The organism is Streptomyces sp. NPDC059895, assembly GCF_042731035.1.
GTDB lineage: Bacteria > Actinomycetota > Actinomycetes > Streptomycetales > Streptomycetaceae > Streptomyces.
In genome coordinates, this window is record NZ_JBHWKO010000004.1 from 323,832 (window position 1) to 338,490 (window position 14,659).

The following is a 14,659-nucleotide window of genomic DNA, read 5'->3' on the forward strand; positions in this document are numbered from 1 at the left end:
ACCTTCATGGCTATGGACGGCGCGCAGACGGTTCCGGACGTGGTGGAAGACGTGTTCGAAGGACACGCCACGGACATCGAGGTGGAGGACACCGGCGAGGACACCACCAAGATCCAGCGGCCGTGGAACCCGGACCAGATCCGGGTGAACACCAGCCAGTTCTCCCTGCGCAACATCCTCGACCAGATCGACGAGGGCTCCATCGAGATCGCCCCGGACTTCCAGCGGCTGCGGGTCTGGCGTGCCGACCAGAAGTCCCTGCTGGTCGAGTCCCTGCTGTTGCAGATCCCGCTGCCCGCGTTCTACTTCGCCGAGGACGCGGACGGGGCCTTCCGGGTCGTCGACGGCCTCCAACGGCTCTCCACGCTGCACGCGTTCGTCCGGGGCGGTGCGGACGGCTTCGCCCTCGGGAAGCTGGAGCACCTGGACGACCTGAAGGATTTGCGGTTCAGCGATCTGCCCGTGCCGTTCCAGCGGAGGATCAACAACACCCAACTGATCGTCAACGTGATCGACCCGACGACACCGCGCGGGGTCACGTACGAGATCTTCAAACGGATCAACACCGGCGGCACCCCGCTGAACGCCCAGGAGATCCGGCACTGCATGAGCAACCCGCGCAGCCGGGACATCCTGCACCGGATGACCCACACGGCCGCCTTCGCCCAGGCCACCGGAGGCCGCCTGACCGACCACATCCGGATGAACGACCGGGAGATGGCGCTGCGGTTCGCCGCGTTCTGGCTGAAGGGCGTCGTTGCCTACCACGAGCGGCCGACGATGGAGACGTTCCTGATGGACGCCACCGAGATGCTGGACGATCCGAAGAGGGTCCCGGACGGGCAGGTGGCGGAGCTGGAAGCCGCCTTCGAGCGGGCGATGTCCCACGCGTACCTCGTCTTCGGTGAGCACGCCTTCCGCAAGTGGCCGCAGGGCGAGAACTGGCGCCGCCCGATCAACCGTGCCCTGTTCGAGAGCTGGTCCATGGCCCTGGCCGACCCCGACCACACCGCCGCCGACCTGCGCGCACGCCGTACAGCGATCGTAGGGGCGGCCCGTGAGCGGATGACCACCGACGTCACCTATCTCAACGCCATCACCTCCTCGACCTCCGACCGGTTCCGGGTGGACTACCGCTTCAAGGCCGCCGTGTCGGACGCGGGAGCCGGCCGGTGATCACGTCCCTGGACATCCGGGGCTTCAAGCGGTTCGCCTCGGAGTCGTTCGGCCTGCGTCCTCTCACGGTCCTGACCGGTGTCAACGGCGGCGGCAAGAGCACGGCGATCCAGGCCCTGCTGCTGGCGAGGCTGGCCGGCATGTCGGGCCGGGCAGGCGGCACGGTACGGCTGAACGGTCCGCTCGGACTGGCCCTCGGTGAGGCACGGGACGTGCTCAACTGGACGGCCGACGCACGGGAGATCACCGTACGGCTGGGTGGCCCGGACGGCGCGTCGTGGGTGTACGAGTTCGGGCTGCCCGATGCGGAGCAGGCGCTGCACCTGGAGGTACGGCGGCTGCCCGTGCCGCACGTCCCCGGCATCGGGCCGAGCGTCCCCGACCCCGCCTTCACCTATCTGTGCGCCGAGCGCCTCGGCCCGCGCGACACGCTCTCGGTGTCGGCCGAGGAGCCCGACCGGATCGGCGTGGGGGTACGGGGAGAGTTCACGGCGCAGGTACTCGCCCTTCGCGACACCCGCGCGGTGAGCACCCGCAGGGCGGTCAGGGATCCGCTGCACCACCCGGAGGCCGCCGGGCCGCAGCTGAGGGTCCAGGCCGAGGCCTGGGCCTCGGAGATCATCCGGCCACTGCGGATCACCGCACGGGTGGCCGTGGGCATCATGGCCGGCACCATCCGGTTCGGCGAGACGGGCCTGAGCGGCGAGGAGATCCGCCCCGTCAACACCGGCTTCGGCGTCTCCTACGCGCTGCCGGTCATCGTCGCCGGCCTGCTGACCGAGCCGGGTGACCTGCTGATCGTGGAGAACCCGGAGGCGCACCTGCACCCGGCGGGACAGTCCCGGCTGGGCCGGTTCCTCGCACGGGTGGCGGGCAGCGGGGTGCAGGTCGTGGTGGAGACGCACAGCGACCACGTCCTCAACGGAGCCCGGCTCGCCGTCGCGCAGGACCGCACTCTCCCGGCGGAGGACATGGTCACCCACTACTTCGACCATGACCGGATCCTGCCCATCGACATCAACGACAAGGGTGAGCTCAGCCACTGGCCCAGTGGCTTCTTCGACCAGATCGAAACCGACCTCGGGAGGCTGGCCCGTGCCCGGCGAGAAGAACGCGAAGGCCTGGGAGCAGCGCAACGTCGACTACGGCGGCGGCACCTACCGCTGCGAGTGGCACGGCAAGAGGCTGTGGGACCGCGACCGAGTCCACTTCTCCCTGCCTATTCCGGCGTACGGCCACCGCATTCTCGTGGGGATCTTCGTGGGTCACCTGGCGACCTGAGACCGAGCGGCGGGCCTCTCGGGCCACCGTGGCACCCTGGGTCCATGACCGAAGCAACCCCGGCCCCGACCCGCCGTCGTCTCCGTGTCCGCGCCCCCGAGCTGATCGGCAAGGGCGGCTGGCTGAACACCGGAGGAAGGCAGTACACCCTCGCCGACCTGCGCGGACGTATCGTCATCCTGGATTTCTGGACGTTCTGCTGCGTCAATTGCCTGCACGTCCTGGACGAGCTGCGCGAGCTGGAGGAGAAGCACCGGGACACCGTGGTCGTCGTCGGCGTGCACTCGCCGAAGTTCGTGCACGAGGCCGAGCACCAGGCGGTGGTCGACGCGGTGGAGCGGTACGGGGTCGAGCATCCCGTACTGGACGACCCCGAGCTCGCCACCTGGAAGCAGTACGCGGTGCGGGCATGGCCGACACTGGTCGTGATCGATCCCGAGGGGTACGTCGTCGCCCAGCACGCGGGCGAGGGACATGTGCACGCCATCGAGCGGCTGGTGACGGAGCTGGAGGCCGAGCACGCGGCGAAGGGGACACTGCGGCGCGGTGACGGGCCGTACGTGGCGCCCGAGCCGGAGCCGACGGCCCTGCGTTTTCCCGGCAAGGCGGTCCTGCTGCCGTCCGGGAACCTGCTGGTCAGCGACACCACCCGGCATCAGCTGGTGGAGCTGGCGGCCGACGGCGAGACCGTCGTGCGGCGGTTCGGGTCGGGTGTGCGCGGCTTCGCCGACGGCGCGGCCGGCACCGCCTCCTTCAACGAGCCGCAGGGGCTCGCGCTCCTCGACGACTCGTCCGTGGTCGTCGCCGACACCGTCAACCACGCCCTGCGCCGCCTCGATCTCGCCTCGGGCGAGGTGACGACGCCGGCGGGCACCGGGAAGCAGTGGTGGCAGGGGTCACCGACGTCCGGCCCGGCCCGGTCGGTCGATCTGTCCTCGCCGTGGGACGTGGCCCTGTTCGGCGGCAAGGTGTGGATCGCGATGGCGGGCGTGCACCAGCTGTGGGCGTACGACCCGGCCGCCGGGACCGTCGGTGTCGCCGCCGGGACCACCAACGAGGGGCTCGTCGACGGTCCCGCCGCCGAGGCCTGGTTCGCGCAGCCGTCCGGGCTCGCGGTCTCCCCCGACGGGGAGCGGCTCTGGCTGGCCGACTCCGAGACCTCGGCCCTGCGCTGGGTGGATTCCGGCGGCGTGGTCCGTACCGCCGTCGGCACCGGGCTGTTCGACTTCGGTCACCGGGACGGCGCGGCGGGGCAGGCGCTGCTCCAGCACCCGCTGGGCGTGACCGCGCTGCCCGACGGCTCGGTCGCCGTCTGCGACACCTACAACCACGCCCTGCGCCGCTACGACCCGGCGACGGGCGAGGTCACCACGCTCGCCACGGATCTGCGCGAGCCCAGTGACGCGGTGCTCGTCGGCGACGACATCGTGGTCGTGGAGTCGGCCCGGCACCGGCTGACGCGGCTGCGGCTGCCGGAGGAGGCGGTCCGCGTCGAGGCGGTCGCCCACCGGACGCGGCGGGCCGCCACCGAGGTGGCGCCGGGCAGGCTCCGGCTGGACGTGATCTTCCAGGCGCCGGCCGGTCAGAAGCTCGACACGCGGTACGGCCCCTCGACCCGACTGCTGGTCTCCGCCACCCCGCCCGAGCTGCTGCTGTCGGGGGAGGGCGCGGACACCGAGCTGGCGCGCGTGCTGGAGCTGAACCCGGCGGTCCCGGAAGGGGTGCTGCACGTCTCCGCGATGGCCGCGTCCTGCGACGACGACCCCGCGAACGAATACCCGGCCTGCCATGTCCACCAGCAGGACTGGGGTGTTCCGGTGGTGCTCACCGAGTCAGGCGCCGACCGGCTGCCGCTGGTGCTGGCAGGCCTGGACGCCTGATCCCGGGAGCGGTCACATGATGCCGGGAGCGGTCACACGCCGTACCCGTCGCTGTATCCGTCGCGGTGGTGCCGGTCCGTCTCGACCACGGTGGTCGAGGCCGGCGGCACCATCACGCGGCGGCGCCGGGCGATACTGCTGAAGGTCGTCACGCCGATCAGGCCGACGATCATCAGGATGACTCCGACCAGGTCGAGGTTGACCCCTTGCATGTCCCAGTCGGTCGCGAACGTGAGGATGGCTCCCACGGCGATGAGGATGATGCACCCGCCGAGGCCCATGAGTGTCGCCTCCCTGTCCGGTGTACCGGTCGTTCCGGTTCCCCGAACCCGTGTACCCCGGCGGTCAACTCCCATGCGGTGACGGTTCCTCACGGACCGTCGGCCGGTGCTCCATCGACCGCGTCTCAGCCCTCCAGGAAGGCCACCAGGGCGTTCGCCAGCAGGTACGGGTCGTCCGCGCCGCTCAACTCCCGTGCGCTGTGCATGGACAGGATGGCCACGCCGATGTCGACGGTGCGGATCCCGTGCCGGGCCGCGGTGATCGGGCCGATCGTCGTGCCGCACGGCATGGAGTTGTTGGAGACGAAGGACTGGAAGGGGACGCCCGCCTTCTCGCAGGCGGCGGCGAAGACCGCGCGGCCCGTACCGTCCGTCGCGTAGCGGTTGTTGACGTTCACCTTGAGGATGGGGCCGCCGTTGACGCGCGGGTGGTGCGTCGGGTCGTGCCGCTCCGCGTAGTTGGGGTGGATCGCGTGCCCGGTGTCGGAGGAGAGACAGACGGTGCCGGCGAAGGCTCTCGCCCGGTCCTCGTACGTCCCTCCGCGCGCGAACACCGAACGCTCCAGGACGCTGCCGAGCAGCGGTCCGTCCGCGCCGGTGTCCGACTGCGAGCCGTTCTCCTCGTGGTCGAAGGCGGCGAGCACCGGGATGCAGGGCAGGGCGGTGCCGGCGGTCGCCACGGCCGCCAGCGCCGCCGTGCCGGCGTGCACGGACAGCAGGTTGTCCATGCGCGGCCCGGCCACCAGCTCCTCGTCGCGGCCCAGGTAGGCGGGCGGCTCGACGGAGTGCGTCATCAGGTCCCAGCCGGTGACCTGGTCGGCGGCGAGGCCGGCCGACTCCGCCAGGAAGGCGATCAGATCGCCGTCGCGGACGTCGTTGCCCAGTCCCCACACGGGCTGGAGGTGGCGCTGCTTGTCGAGCTTGAGGCCTTCGCTGCTCACCGCGCGGTCCAGGTGGATGGCGAGCTGCGGCACCCGCAGCAGCGGCCGGCTCACGTCGACCAGGCGGGTGGAGCCGTCGCGCAGGGTGAGGCGGCCGGAGATGCCCAGGTCGCGGTCGAGCCAGGAGTTGAGCAGCGGCCCGCCGTAGATCTCCACGGCGACCTGGCGCCAGCCGTGCGCGCCGGTGTCGGGCAGCGGCTTGACGCGCAGGTTGGGGGAGTCGGTGTGCGCGCCGACGATCCGGAAGGGGGTGTGCGGGGCGGCGTCCTCGGGGACGTACCAGGCGACGAGGGCGCCCCCGCGCAGCACGTACTTCCCGCCGCTCGTCCCGTCCCAGGCGTCCGTCTCGGCGACCTGCCGGAACCCTGCCTTCTCCAGCCGTTCGGCGGCGTTCGCCACGGCGTGGTACGGCGACGGGCTCGCCGTGAGGAAGGACATGAGGTCGTCGGTGTGGCCGCGGTCGAAGGCCGCAGGAGCGCGCGAGGCGCTTCCCGGAGGGGTGGCGCCGGAGGGCGGGCGGGCAGGTTCGCTCATGGAGTTCACCTTAACGACGTACGAAAGCCCGCTCCTGGCGAAAGGAGCGGGCCCTCGTGTGGACGGTGTGGAGTTCGTGGCGGCCACGGGCGGTACGCCGGGAAGGTGACCGGGCCACCGCCCGAGCCACCACCCGGCCACCGCCCCGGGAAGGTGGCTGGGCGGTGGCTAGAAGGCGGCCTCGTCCAGCTCCATCAGGTCCAGGTCGACGCCCGAGGCCACCTTGCGGGCCAGGGTGACGCCGGGCAGGACGTTCGCCGCGAAGAACTTCGCCGCGGCGATCTTGCCGGTGTAGAACGCCGTGTCCTTGGCGGAGGCCGTCTCCAGCTTCTCCGCCGCGACCGCCGCGCCCTTCAGCAGCAGGTAGCCGACGACCACGTCACCGGAGGCCAGCAGCAGGCGGGTGGTGTTCAGGCCCACCTTGTAGATGTTCTTGACGTCCTGCTCGGTGGCCGCGAGGTCGGTCAGCATCAGGCCGACGATCGCCTCCAGCTCCACGGCCGCCTTGGCCAGGTGCTCGCGGGCGCCCGCCAGCTCCTCGCCGCCGGTGCCGAGGGCCAGGAACTTCTTGATGTCCTCGGCGAGGGAGTTCAGGGCCGCGCCCTGGTTGCGGACGATCTTCCGGAAGAAGTAGTCCTGGCCCTGGATCGCCGTGGTGCCCTCGTACAGGGTGTCGATCTTGGCGTCGCGGATGTACTGCTCGATCGGGTACTCCTGGAGGAACCCGGAGCCGCCGAAGGTCTGGAGCGACTGGGCGAGCTGCTCGTAGCCCTTCTCGGAGCCGTAGCCCTTGACGATCGGCAGGAGCAGGTCGTTCAGCGCGTGCTCGGCGGTCGCGTCCTCGCCGTTCGCCTCCTTGACGGCGATCGCGTCCTGGACCGAGGCGGTGTACAGCACCAGCGCCCGCATGCCCTCCGCGTACGCCTTCTGCGTGATCAGCGAGCGGCGCACGTCGGGGTGGTGGGTGATGGTGACCTTGGGCGCGGTCTTGTCCATGAAGTTCGCCAGGTCGGGGCCCTGGACGCGCTCCTTGGCGTACTCCAGCGCGTTGAGGTAGCCCGTCGACAGGGTGGAGATCGCCTTCGTGCCGACCATCATGCGGGCGAACTCGATGATGCGGAACATCTGGCGGATGCCGTCGTGCTTGTCGCCGATCAGCCAGCCCTTGGCGGGGTGGCGGTCGCCGAAGGTCATCTCGCAGGTGTTGGAGGCCTTCAGGCCCATCTTGTGCTCGACGTTGGTGGCGTAGACGCCGTTGCGCTCGCCCAGCTCGCCCGTCTCGACGTCGACGAGGTACTTCGGGACGAGGAAGAGGGACAGGCCCTTGGTGCCGGGGCCGGCGCCCTCGGGGCGGGCCAGCACGTAGTGGAGGATGTTCTCCGACATGTCGTGCTCGCCGGAGGTGATGAACCGCTTCACGCCCTCGATGTGCCAGGAGCCGTCCTCCTGCGGCACCGCCTTGGTGCGGCCGGCGCCCACGTCGGAGCCCGCGTCGGGCTCGGTGAGGACCATGGTGGAGCCCCACTGCCGTTCGACGGCGATCCGCGCGATCTTCTTCTGGACCTCGTTGCCCTCGTCGAAGAGGATCCCCGCGAAGGCCGGGCCGGAGGAGTACATCCACACGGCCGGGTTGGCGCCCAGGATCAGCTCGGCGTACGCCCAGATCAGGGACGGCGGGGCGGTGGTGCCGCCGATCTCCTCGGGCAGGCCGAGGCGCCAGTACTCGGAGTCCATGAAGGCCTGGTAGCTCTTCTTGAAGGACGCGGGGACCGGCGCGGTGCCGGTCTCCGGGTCGAAGACCGGCGGGTTGCGGTCGGCGTCCGCGAAGGACTCGGCCAGCTCGTTCTCCGCGAGGCGGGTCAGCTCCTCGAGGATGCTCTTGGCGGTCTCGGTGTCCATCTCCTCGAAGGGACCGCTGCCGTACAGCTTGTCGCGGCCCAGCACCTCGAAGAGGTTGAACTCGATGTCGCGGAGATTCGACTTGTAGTGCCCCATGGCGACGGCTCCCGGCTCCCTAGAGAGATCGGCGAGGCACTGGATCCTCGCGCTAGTTCACGTACCAACAAGTAGCAAGTAGCTAGATGATGCTACCCGCCGGTAATAAGCCGCAACCCCGATCCCGGATCTGTGACGATCGACGCGTTCGGCACACCGCGGACAGTCGCCGTGCGCGACCCGCGGACTGTCGCCGTGCGCGACCCGCGGACTGTCGCCGTGCGCGACCCGCGGACTGTCGCCGTGCGCGACCCGCGGACTGTCACCGTGTGGCCCGCGAACGGCCTCCGCGCGGCCCCGGGGCGGGCCGTCCGGTCCCGTACCCCCGCTTACTCCCGGGTGACGCCGCGCCCGCACACCGCTCTCGGTACGCTTGCGCCCATGTACGGCTACGACCAGAACGTCGGCGCTCAGCAGCAGTACGCCCCGCCGCAGCAGCCCATGGGCGGCGGATACGGCCAGCAGCCGCCCCTGTACCCCGAGCCGTCCCCGCCCTCGCTCGCGGACGCGGTGCGGGCCTTCACCACCGGGCAGTTGGCGGCCGAGGACTTCCAGCAGGTCTTCGCGACCTCCAAGGTCTACTGCCCGCGCGGCGACAACCCCGGTTTCCTCGCCCTGCACAACACCCAGCAGCCGGTGATCCCGATGTTCACCACGCTCAAGGAGCTGCGCCGGTACGCCGGCAAGGAGTCCAAGTACTTCGTGATCACGGGCGCCGAGGTGCTCGACCTGCTGCCCACCGGCTACGGCTTCGTCCTCGACATGGAGGGTGAGCACCGGATGGTCTTCGACGCGAAAGCGGTCGAGCAGATGGTCGACTTCGCGATGCGCCGGATGTACGGCTGACGCGTACGCGCCCGCCGCACCCGCGGCCGATCGTTCCGAGCCCGGAGGGAATGCCCTCCGGGCTCGTGTCGTTATGGGTGGCGGAAAGTTCAACGCTCAACTAAAGTGGAACGCACGTCGCCCAAGGAGGTACCGACATGCCCGCCGTGACCGTCGAGAACCCGCTGACGCTGCCGCGCGTGACCGCGCCGGCCGATGCCGTGGCCCGTCCCGTGCTCACCGTCACGACCGCGCCCAGCGGTTACGAGGGTGAGGGCTTCCCGGTACGCCGGGCGTTCGCCGGGATCCACTACCGTCACCTCGACCCGTTCATCATGATGGACCAGATGGGCGAGGTGGAGTATCAGCCTGGGGAGCCGAAGGGGACCCCGTGGCATCCGCACCGCGGCTTCGAGACCGTGACCTACATCATCGACGGGATCTTCGACCACCAGGACAGCAACGGTGGCGGCGGCACCATCACCAACGGCGACACCCAGTGGATGACGGCGGGCTCCGGCCTGCTGCACATCGAGGCGCCGCCGGAGCAGTTGGTCATGTCGGGCGGTCTCTTCCACGGCCTCCAGCTGTGGGTGAACCTGCCGGCCGAGGACAAGATGATGGCGCCGAGGTACCAGGACATCCGGGGCGGCAGCGTCCAGCTGCTGACGTCCCCCGACGGCGGCGCGCTGCTGCGCGTCATCGCGGGCGAACTGGACGGCCACGCGGGTCCCGGCATCACGCACACGCCGATCACCATGATCCACGCGACCCTCGCCCCGGGTGCGGAGATCACCCTGCCGTGGCGCGAGGACTTCAACGGCCTCGCCTACGTCCTCGCGGGCCGTGGAGCGGTCGGTGCCGAGCGCCGGCCGGTCCACGTCGGCCAGACCGCCGTCTTCGGCGCCGGCTCCTCGCTGACCGTCCGCGCGGACGAGAAGCAGGACTCCCACACGCCGGACCTGGAGGTCGTCCTCCTCGGCGGCCGGCCCATCCGTGAGCCCATGGTCCACTACGGCCCGTTCGTCATGAACACCAAGGACGAGCTCATGCAGGCCTTCGAGGACTTCCAGAAGGGGCGGCTGGGCTCGATCCCGGCCGTGCACGGGATGACCGAGGGCGGACTGTAGAAGGCGGACTGGAGGGCGGACCCAGGGGGCGGACCGCAAGGGCGACGAGGATGGCCGGGCGTGCCGTCGGGTACCGGTGTTCAGGTCCCCGAGGCAGGAAAACGCCAGGTCATCCACGTCCTTTCGGACAGTGGGCGGAGTAGTGTGAAGACACCGGGGGTTCTTCGCGCACCGGCTCCGCCGCGGGTGCCGCCTGCGGGGAACCACAACCGGGGGCAGGTCCGCCGTCGTCTCTGACCCGGCTGCCCCAACTGCCCCAGCTGCCCCGGCCCATCGGCTCGATGCGGCGCGTGCGCGCCGGCCGGCGGAGGTGAGAGGACCATGACCGTCGTCGCCGTGGTCGCGCTGCTCGTCCTGGTCGCTGTCGGAGTCGTTCTGATCCACCGGCTCAACGCTCAGCACGACGCACGGATCGCCGCCTTCCACTACAGCGACGCGCTGCCGGGGGTCGGCCGCCGGCCCCGAAAGCGCAACCGGCCGGCGGCGGACGCGACCGCTCCGGCGCGTCCCGCCGGGACAGCGGCCGCGGAGGACATCGACCCCGGCCCGACCGGGGGCGGCGGAGGGCGGCACGACATGGCGACACTGGGTGAGCGGAAGGCCTACCGCGAGCAGATCATGCGGGCTCTGTACCGGGCTGCCGAGGGCAATCGCCTCCTGGGTGTCGACGGGGTGAAGCTCCGTGACGACCTCGGTATCCCCGAGCAGGATCTGGCCGCCGCCTGTACGTACCTGGCGGGCGAAGGCTGGGTCGTCGTGGACTGGGGGCGGGGCAACACGCCCGCGATGATCACTCTGACGCACCAGGGCATCCGGCAGATGGAGACAGAAGAGGAAGGGCGCGACGGCTGAGCCGCTGCGCAGAGGGGGCGCGGCCCGCACGGAGGCGGCGCGGCCGCGGAGCGTGCGACCGGCGTACGACGGACGGGCGGACACCATGACCACCGACTCCGACCATCCCGGCACTCCCGACCATCCCGGTACTCCCGGCACTCCCGGCACCCCCGGGTTGCTGCCGGACGCCGTCCACGCGTCGGTGAGCCCCGGGACGGCCCTGCTGAGGCTGGAGACGACCCACGCGCGCGAGGGAGTCCTGGACGGTGCCTGGTGGCCGCGGTCCCGGGACATCGGTGCCGAGCTTCCCTCGCTGATCACCGCGTTGACCGAGCATCTCGGCCCCGTCACCCGCGTCGGTCTGGACCGCGGTGCCTGGGACGAACTGCCGACACGGCTGATGGTCGACGGCCGGGTCGTCCACGTCGACTCCTTCGCGGTCGGTGACGACACCGTCCTGGTCACCCGGGGCGAGCGCGACCTCTTCTCCCTACTGGTGGTCCCACCGGACACGGCGCCCGACGCGGCCCGCGCCGCGATGGCCAGGGCCGTCCGGGCGGACAACGTCACCGGGGCCGGTCAGATCCTCATCGCCCTCGACACCGGCGGCGACACGCCGTCTCCGCCGGCCTGACAGCGGTGTCGGGGTCACCAGTAGTGGCGTCGGCCGGCGACGGCGTGTCCCATCGCGCCGAGGATCCACAGGATGGCTCCGATGACCACCAGGATGATCCCGATGGTCCACAGGATGGATATCCCGGTGACGAAGCCGATGACGAGCAGGATGACACCCAGGATGATCATGGTCTCTCCCTAGGGGTGGCGCCGGTTGGGGCGGGTGGGCACGGGAGCGGTCTGGAGCGGTCTGGGACGGTCTGGAACGGTCGGTCTCCTCCTCACTCCGCGCGGTGCGGTGGGTGGCGGGCGACGCGCAGGCGGACCTCGGTGGGCGGCTGCGGGGAGCCGGTGGACCGACGGGCGGTTCGCAGCGGGCCTTCGCAGAGGGCGTCGAGGACGGCGCCGGGTGCCGTCCGAGGGGTGAGCGTGAGCCCGACGCGGGTGTGGGGGCGGGCAGGGCGGCCCGTGATGCGTACGGCCGTGTGGTCGACCCCCGGCAGGGCACCGGCTTCGGCGGCGATCGCGTCGCTGAGCGCGCGGTCGCGCAGTTCGACGCCCTCCTGCGGGGGTGTGCCACCGACCGGCAGGGCTCCGGGGCGGCGTCGGCGCAGTTGGGCGAGCAGCCACCACAGGGCGAGCAGGACGACGACGGCGAGGGCGGCGATGACCGCGGGCCACCACCAGCCCTGGCCGCTCCAGCGGGCCCGGTCGGCGGAGCCGACCAGCACGTCGTGCGGGGCGGTCAGGGGCCAGCCGGCGGGCGGGAGCAGATCGCGTCGCCGGTAGACGTCGAACCCGGCGAAGAGGATCAGCAGACCGCCGCCGAGCAGTACCAGCCCGGCGAGGGCCAGCAGACTGCGGTTGACCACGGTTCGCGGCGTCATGGTGCGGGCTCCGGTCCTGGGGTTCTCGGTCAGTCGGGGCGTCGCCGTACGCGTACGACGACGCGGGGAGGACGGGCGAGGGCGAGCCGGTCGCGCTCGTCGTGGAGGACGGCGGTGAGGTCCTCCTTCACCTGTCGGGTGTCGCGGAAGCGGACGTCCGCGCGGGCTGTGACGCGGTGGCGCCGCACCCGGACGCGGGCCTTGCTGACCCCGGGCACCTGGAGGGCGGCGTCGCGCAGCAGATCGGCGGCGCCGCTGCGGTCCAGGGAGGCCCGCAGCCGGGGGCAGCCGGCGGGGGAGCGCAGGGGCAGCCAGTGGCGCAGGCCGGGGGTGAGCGCCAGGACGATCAGCCAGACGCCGACGGCGGCGGCCACGGCCGCTCCCAAGAGCATCCACACGTCGTCCACGGGGCGGGTGGCCAGCGCGTCGGCCACGTGCCGCCGCCAGGCCGCCGCCGGGCGTCCCACCCGTACGGCGACGACGTCGACCAGCGCCGCGCCCGCCGCCACGAGGATCACCGCGGCGACCAGCGCGGCCGGAAGGCGGCGCGCGGACCACGGGCGGTGGGTCCGGTGACCTTCGCCGTGCTGATCGGCCGCCAGATCCGGTGGGGGCGCGTGGTGCTCGGGCGGGCCGGACTCCGACGGCTCCCTCGGCTCCCTCGGCTCCCTCGGCTCCTCGGGCTTCTTCGTCAGGGGCACCGCGGCACCGTGCGCGGAGGACTCGGAGGACCCGGAGGACCCGGAGGACGCGGAGTCGCGGGCGGGAGGATCCGGGGCGGGTGTCATTCGGGTCCTCCTTCCCGCGAGGCTTCCCGCGCGGCGTGCCCGGCGGCCCGGGTCGTGTGGCGGCTCACCGGACCCGTCCCCGGTTCGCGTCGGCGGCGGTCAGCAGCCGCCGTACGGTGAGGGTGACCTCTCGCACCCGCAGGCCGGTGAGCTGCGTCACCCGTTCGGCGACGTCGTGCCGTAGCCGCTCGCTGACGTGGGGGATGTCGGTGGGGTAGGGCAGGTCCACGGCCAGGTGCAGGCGGACCGATCCGGTGCGGGTGGTCGCGGAGACGGCGGGTGCCGCCGGTCCGCTCGGGTCGGTGGGCAGGGCGGCGCGCCGGGACTGTGCCGTGCGCGCGGCCTGGGCGGCGATACGGGCGACCACCCTGTCCGGGATGACGGTGGCGCCCCGCTCGGCCGGAGGGGGCAGGTCGGCGGCCCGCGCCGGTGGGCCGGGTCCTTCGTCGGGGGGCGGAAAGCCGGAGCGGGTGTTCACCGCTGTCTCCGGGTGCGGAAGTCGAGGTCGCCCTGCGCGGCGAGGCCGACGACCAGCCCGGCCGCCCCCAGGACGAGGACCAGCAGGAAGGCCCAGAAGCCGCCGAAGTAACCGGCGAAGCCCAGGGCCATGCCGGCCACGAGGCCCGTCGTCGCTGCGTTCATCATGCACTCACCCGTCTGGCGCACCTACGTCGCCGTCCGTGGATCACTCGCACCCGTCCGGCGTACGCACGACGCCGTCCGTGAGTCCCTCGCACCACCTGTCCGGCGTACGTGCGACGCCGTCCGTGGATCACTCGCACCTGTCCGGCGTACGTGCGACGCCGTCCGTGGATCACTCGCACCTGTCCGGCGTACGTACGTCGCCGTCCGTGGATCACGCGCACCCGTCCTGGACGCGGCGGTCGGTCACCTCACTCGGCCCTCGTCCGGTTCGCCCTCCGCCTCCTCGTCCGGGAGGTGGACGTCGTCGACGGCGATGTTCACCTCGACGACCTCCAGGCCCGTCATCCGCTCCACGGCGCCGATCACATGGGTGCGCACATCGCCGGCGACGTCGACGATGGAGACGCCGTACTCGACGACGACGTCCAGGTCCACCGCGGCCTGGCGCTCGCCGACCTCGACCTTCACTCCGCGTGTGACGCCTCCGCCTCCGCCGGGGACGCGTTCGCGCACGGAGCCGAGGGCGCGGGCCATGCCCGCCCCGAGGTTGTGGATGCCCGGCACCTCGCGGGTGGCGATACCCGCGATCTTGGCCACCACGCCGTCCGCGATGGTGGTCCGCCCCCGTGTCCCGGCCGGGGCTCCGGCTCCGGAGCGGCCCTTCAGCGCGCTCACGCCGGTGTCGGGCCGGCTGCTGCCGCCGACACTGGTGATGTTGTCCGTCATGGCGGTCGCCTCGATCGGTCGGTACGACGACACCTGCGCGGTGCCCGTCGGAGGGCTGCACATATCGGGGCATATCCCTCACGTCTATGATATGTGATGTGCATCACATGTGCGCGGGGAG

Annotated in this window: 15 protein-coding genes and 1 pseudogene; 7 read left to right on the plus strand and 9 right to left on the minus strand. The window is 71.6% G+C overall.

Translation table 11 applies throughout. From position 1 onward, the window contains the following. Window positions 1–6 precede the first annotated feature (6 nt). The 3 genes and pseudogenes from ACFV9M_RS07270 to ACFV9M_RS07280 all read left to right on the plus strand — a co-directional run bounded on the left by ACFV9M_RS07270 (window position 7) and on the right by ACFV9M_RS07280 (window position 4,337). The gene (locus ACFV9M_RS07270; protein ID WP_385069447.1) at window positions 7–1,176 is read left to right on the plus strand and encodes a DUF262 domain-containing protein; all 1,170 of its coding nucleotides are present in this window, start codon (window positions 7–9) and stop codon (window positions 1,174–1,176) included. A 662-nt stretch (window positions 1,177–1,838) separates the two neighbouring features. Then, a pseudogene (locus tag ACFV9M_RS07275) lies at window positions 1,839–2,255 on the plus strand (DUF3696 domain-containing protein); the annotation flags it as partial. Window positions 2,256–2,501: 246 nt separating this feature from the next. Next, window positions 2,502–4,337: an NHL domain-containing thioredoxin family protein gene (locus tag ACFV9M_RS07280; protein WP_385069494.1), complete on the plus strand. Its 1,836-nt coding sequence runs from the start codon at window positions 2,502–2,504 to the stop codon at window positions 4,335–4,337. 32 nt (window positions 4,338–4,369) lie between these two features. Here the strand turns inward: ACFV9M_RS07280 and ACFV9M_RS07285 are convergent, their stop codons facing one another. The 3 genes from ACFV9M_RS07285 to ACFV9M_RS07295 form a co-directional block, all read right to left on the minus strand. Further along, a complete protein-coding gene (locus ACFV9M_RS07285) occupies window positions 4,370–4,618 on the minus strand; it encodes a DUF6458 family protein (protein ID WP_385069448.1) in 249 nt (82 codons plus the stop codon). A 125-nt stretch (window positions 4,619–4,743) separates the two neighbouring features. Beyond that, window positions 4,744–6,093 (minus strand): M18 family aminopeptidase, encoded by a 1,350-nt coding sequence (locus ACFV9M_RS07290; protein ID WP_385069450.1) that lies wholly within the window; start codon window positions 6,091–6,093, stop codon window positions 4,744–4,746. A gap of 168 nt (window positions 6,094–6,261) precedes the next feature. Continuing rightward, the gene (locus tag ACFV9M_RS07295) at window positions 6,262–8,088 is read right to left on the minus strand and encodes an acyl-CoA dehydrogenase (RefSeq protein WP_385069451.1); all 1,827 of its coding nucleotides are present in this window, start codon (window positions 8,086–8,088) and stop codon (window positions 6,262–6,264) included. 381 nt (window positions 8,089–8,469) lie between these two features. On the opposite strand from ACFV9M_RS07295, the gene ACFV9M_RS07300 reads away from it, so the two are divergent. From ACFV9M_RS07300 to ACFV9M_RS07315, 4 genes are all read left to right on the plus strand, one after another. Continuing rightward, entirely contained in the window at window positions 8,470–8,934 is a 465-nt protein-coding gene (locus ACFV9M_RS07300; RefSeq protein ID WP_385069453.1) for an SseB family protein, read from the plus strand. 137 nt (window positions 8,935–9,071) lie between these two features. Continuing rightward, window positions 9,072–10,043, plus strand: coding sequence for a pirin family protein (locus ACFV9M_RS07305; RefSeq protein ID WP_385069454.1), 972 nt, complete (start codon window positions 9,072–9,074; stop codon window positions 10,041–10,043). Window positions 10,044–10,619: 576 nt separating this feature from the next. Next, window positions 10,620–10,895: a hypothetical protein gene (locus ACFV9M_RS07310; protein ID WP_385069495.1), complete on the plus strand. Its 276-nt coding sequence runs from the start codon at window positions 10,620–10,622 to the stop codon at window positions 10,893–10,895. Between the two features lie 85 nt (window positions 10,896–10,980). Further along, entirely contained in the window at window positions 10,981–11,511 is a 531-nt protein-coding gene (locus ACFV9M_RS07315) for a DUF5994 family protein (RefSeq protein ID WP_385069456.1), read from the plus strand. Between the two features lie 14 nt (window positions 11,512–11,525). Here the strand turns inward: ACFV9M_RS07315 and ACFV9M_RS07320 are convergent, their stop codons facing one another. The 6 genes from ACFV9M_RS07320 to ACFV9M_RS07345 all read right to left on the minus strand — a co-directional run bounded on the left by ACFV9M_RS07320 (window position 11,526) and on the right by ACFV9M_RS07345 (window position 14,538). Continuing rightward, window positions 11,526–11,681, minus strand: coding sequence for a DUF6131 family protein (locus ACFV9M_RS07320; protein ID WP_385069457.1), 156 nt, complete (start codon window positions 11,679–11,681; stop codon window positions 11,526–11,528). Window positions 11,682–11,773: 92 nt separating this feature from the next. Then, the gene (locus ACFV9M_RS07325) at window positions 11,774–12,379 is read right to left on the minus strand and encodes an alkaline shock response membrane anchor protein AmaP (RefSeq protein WP_385069459.1); all 606 of its coding nucleotides are present in this window, start codon (window positions 12,377–12,379) and stop codon (window positions 11,774–11,776) included. 29 nt (window positions 12,380–12,408) lie between these two features. After that, the gene (locus ACFV9M_RS07330) at window positions 12,409–13,167 is read right to left on the minus strand and encodes a DUF6286 domain-containing protein (protein ID WP_385069461.1); all 759 of its coding nucleotides are present in this window, start codon (window positions 13,165–13,167) and stop codon (window positions 12,409–12,411) included. A 64-nt stretch (window positions 13,168–13,231) separates the two neighbouring features. Beyond that, window positions 13,232–13,645 (minus strand): Asp23/Gls24 family envelope stress response protein, encoded by a 414-nt coding sequence (locus ACFV9M_RS07335; protein ID WP_385069463.1) that lies wholly within the window; start codon window positions 13,643–13,645, stop codon window positions 13,232–13,234. Beyond that, on the minus strand, window positions 13,642–13,812 hold the full coding sequence (locus ACFV9M_RS07340) for a hypothetical protein (RefSeq protein ID WP_385069497.1): 171 nt from the start codon (window positions 13,810–13,812) through the stop codon (window positions 13,642–13,644). The genes ACFV9M_RS07335 and ACFV9M_RS07340 overlap by 4 nt, the downstream gene beginning before the upstream one ends. Window positions 13,813–14,055: 243 nt before the next feature. Beyond that, on the minus strand, window positions 14,056–14,538 hold the full coding sequence (locus tag ACFV9M_RS07345; protein ID WP_385069465.1) for an Asp23/Gls24 family envelope stress response protein: 483 nt from the start codon (window positions 14,536–14,538) through the stop codon (window positions 14,056–14,058). Window positions 14,539–14,659 lie beyond the last annotated feature (121 nt).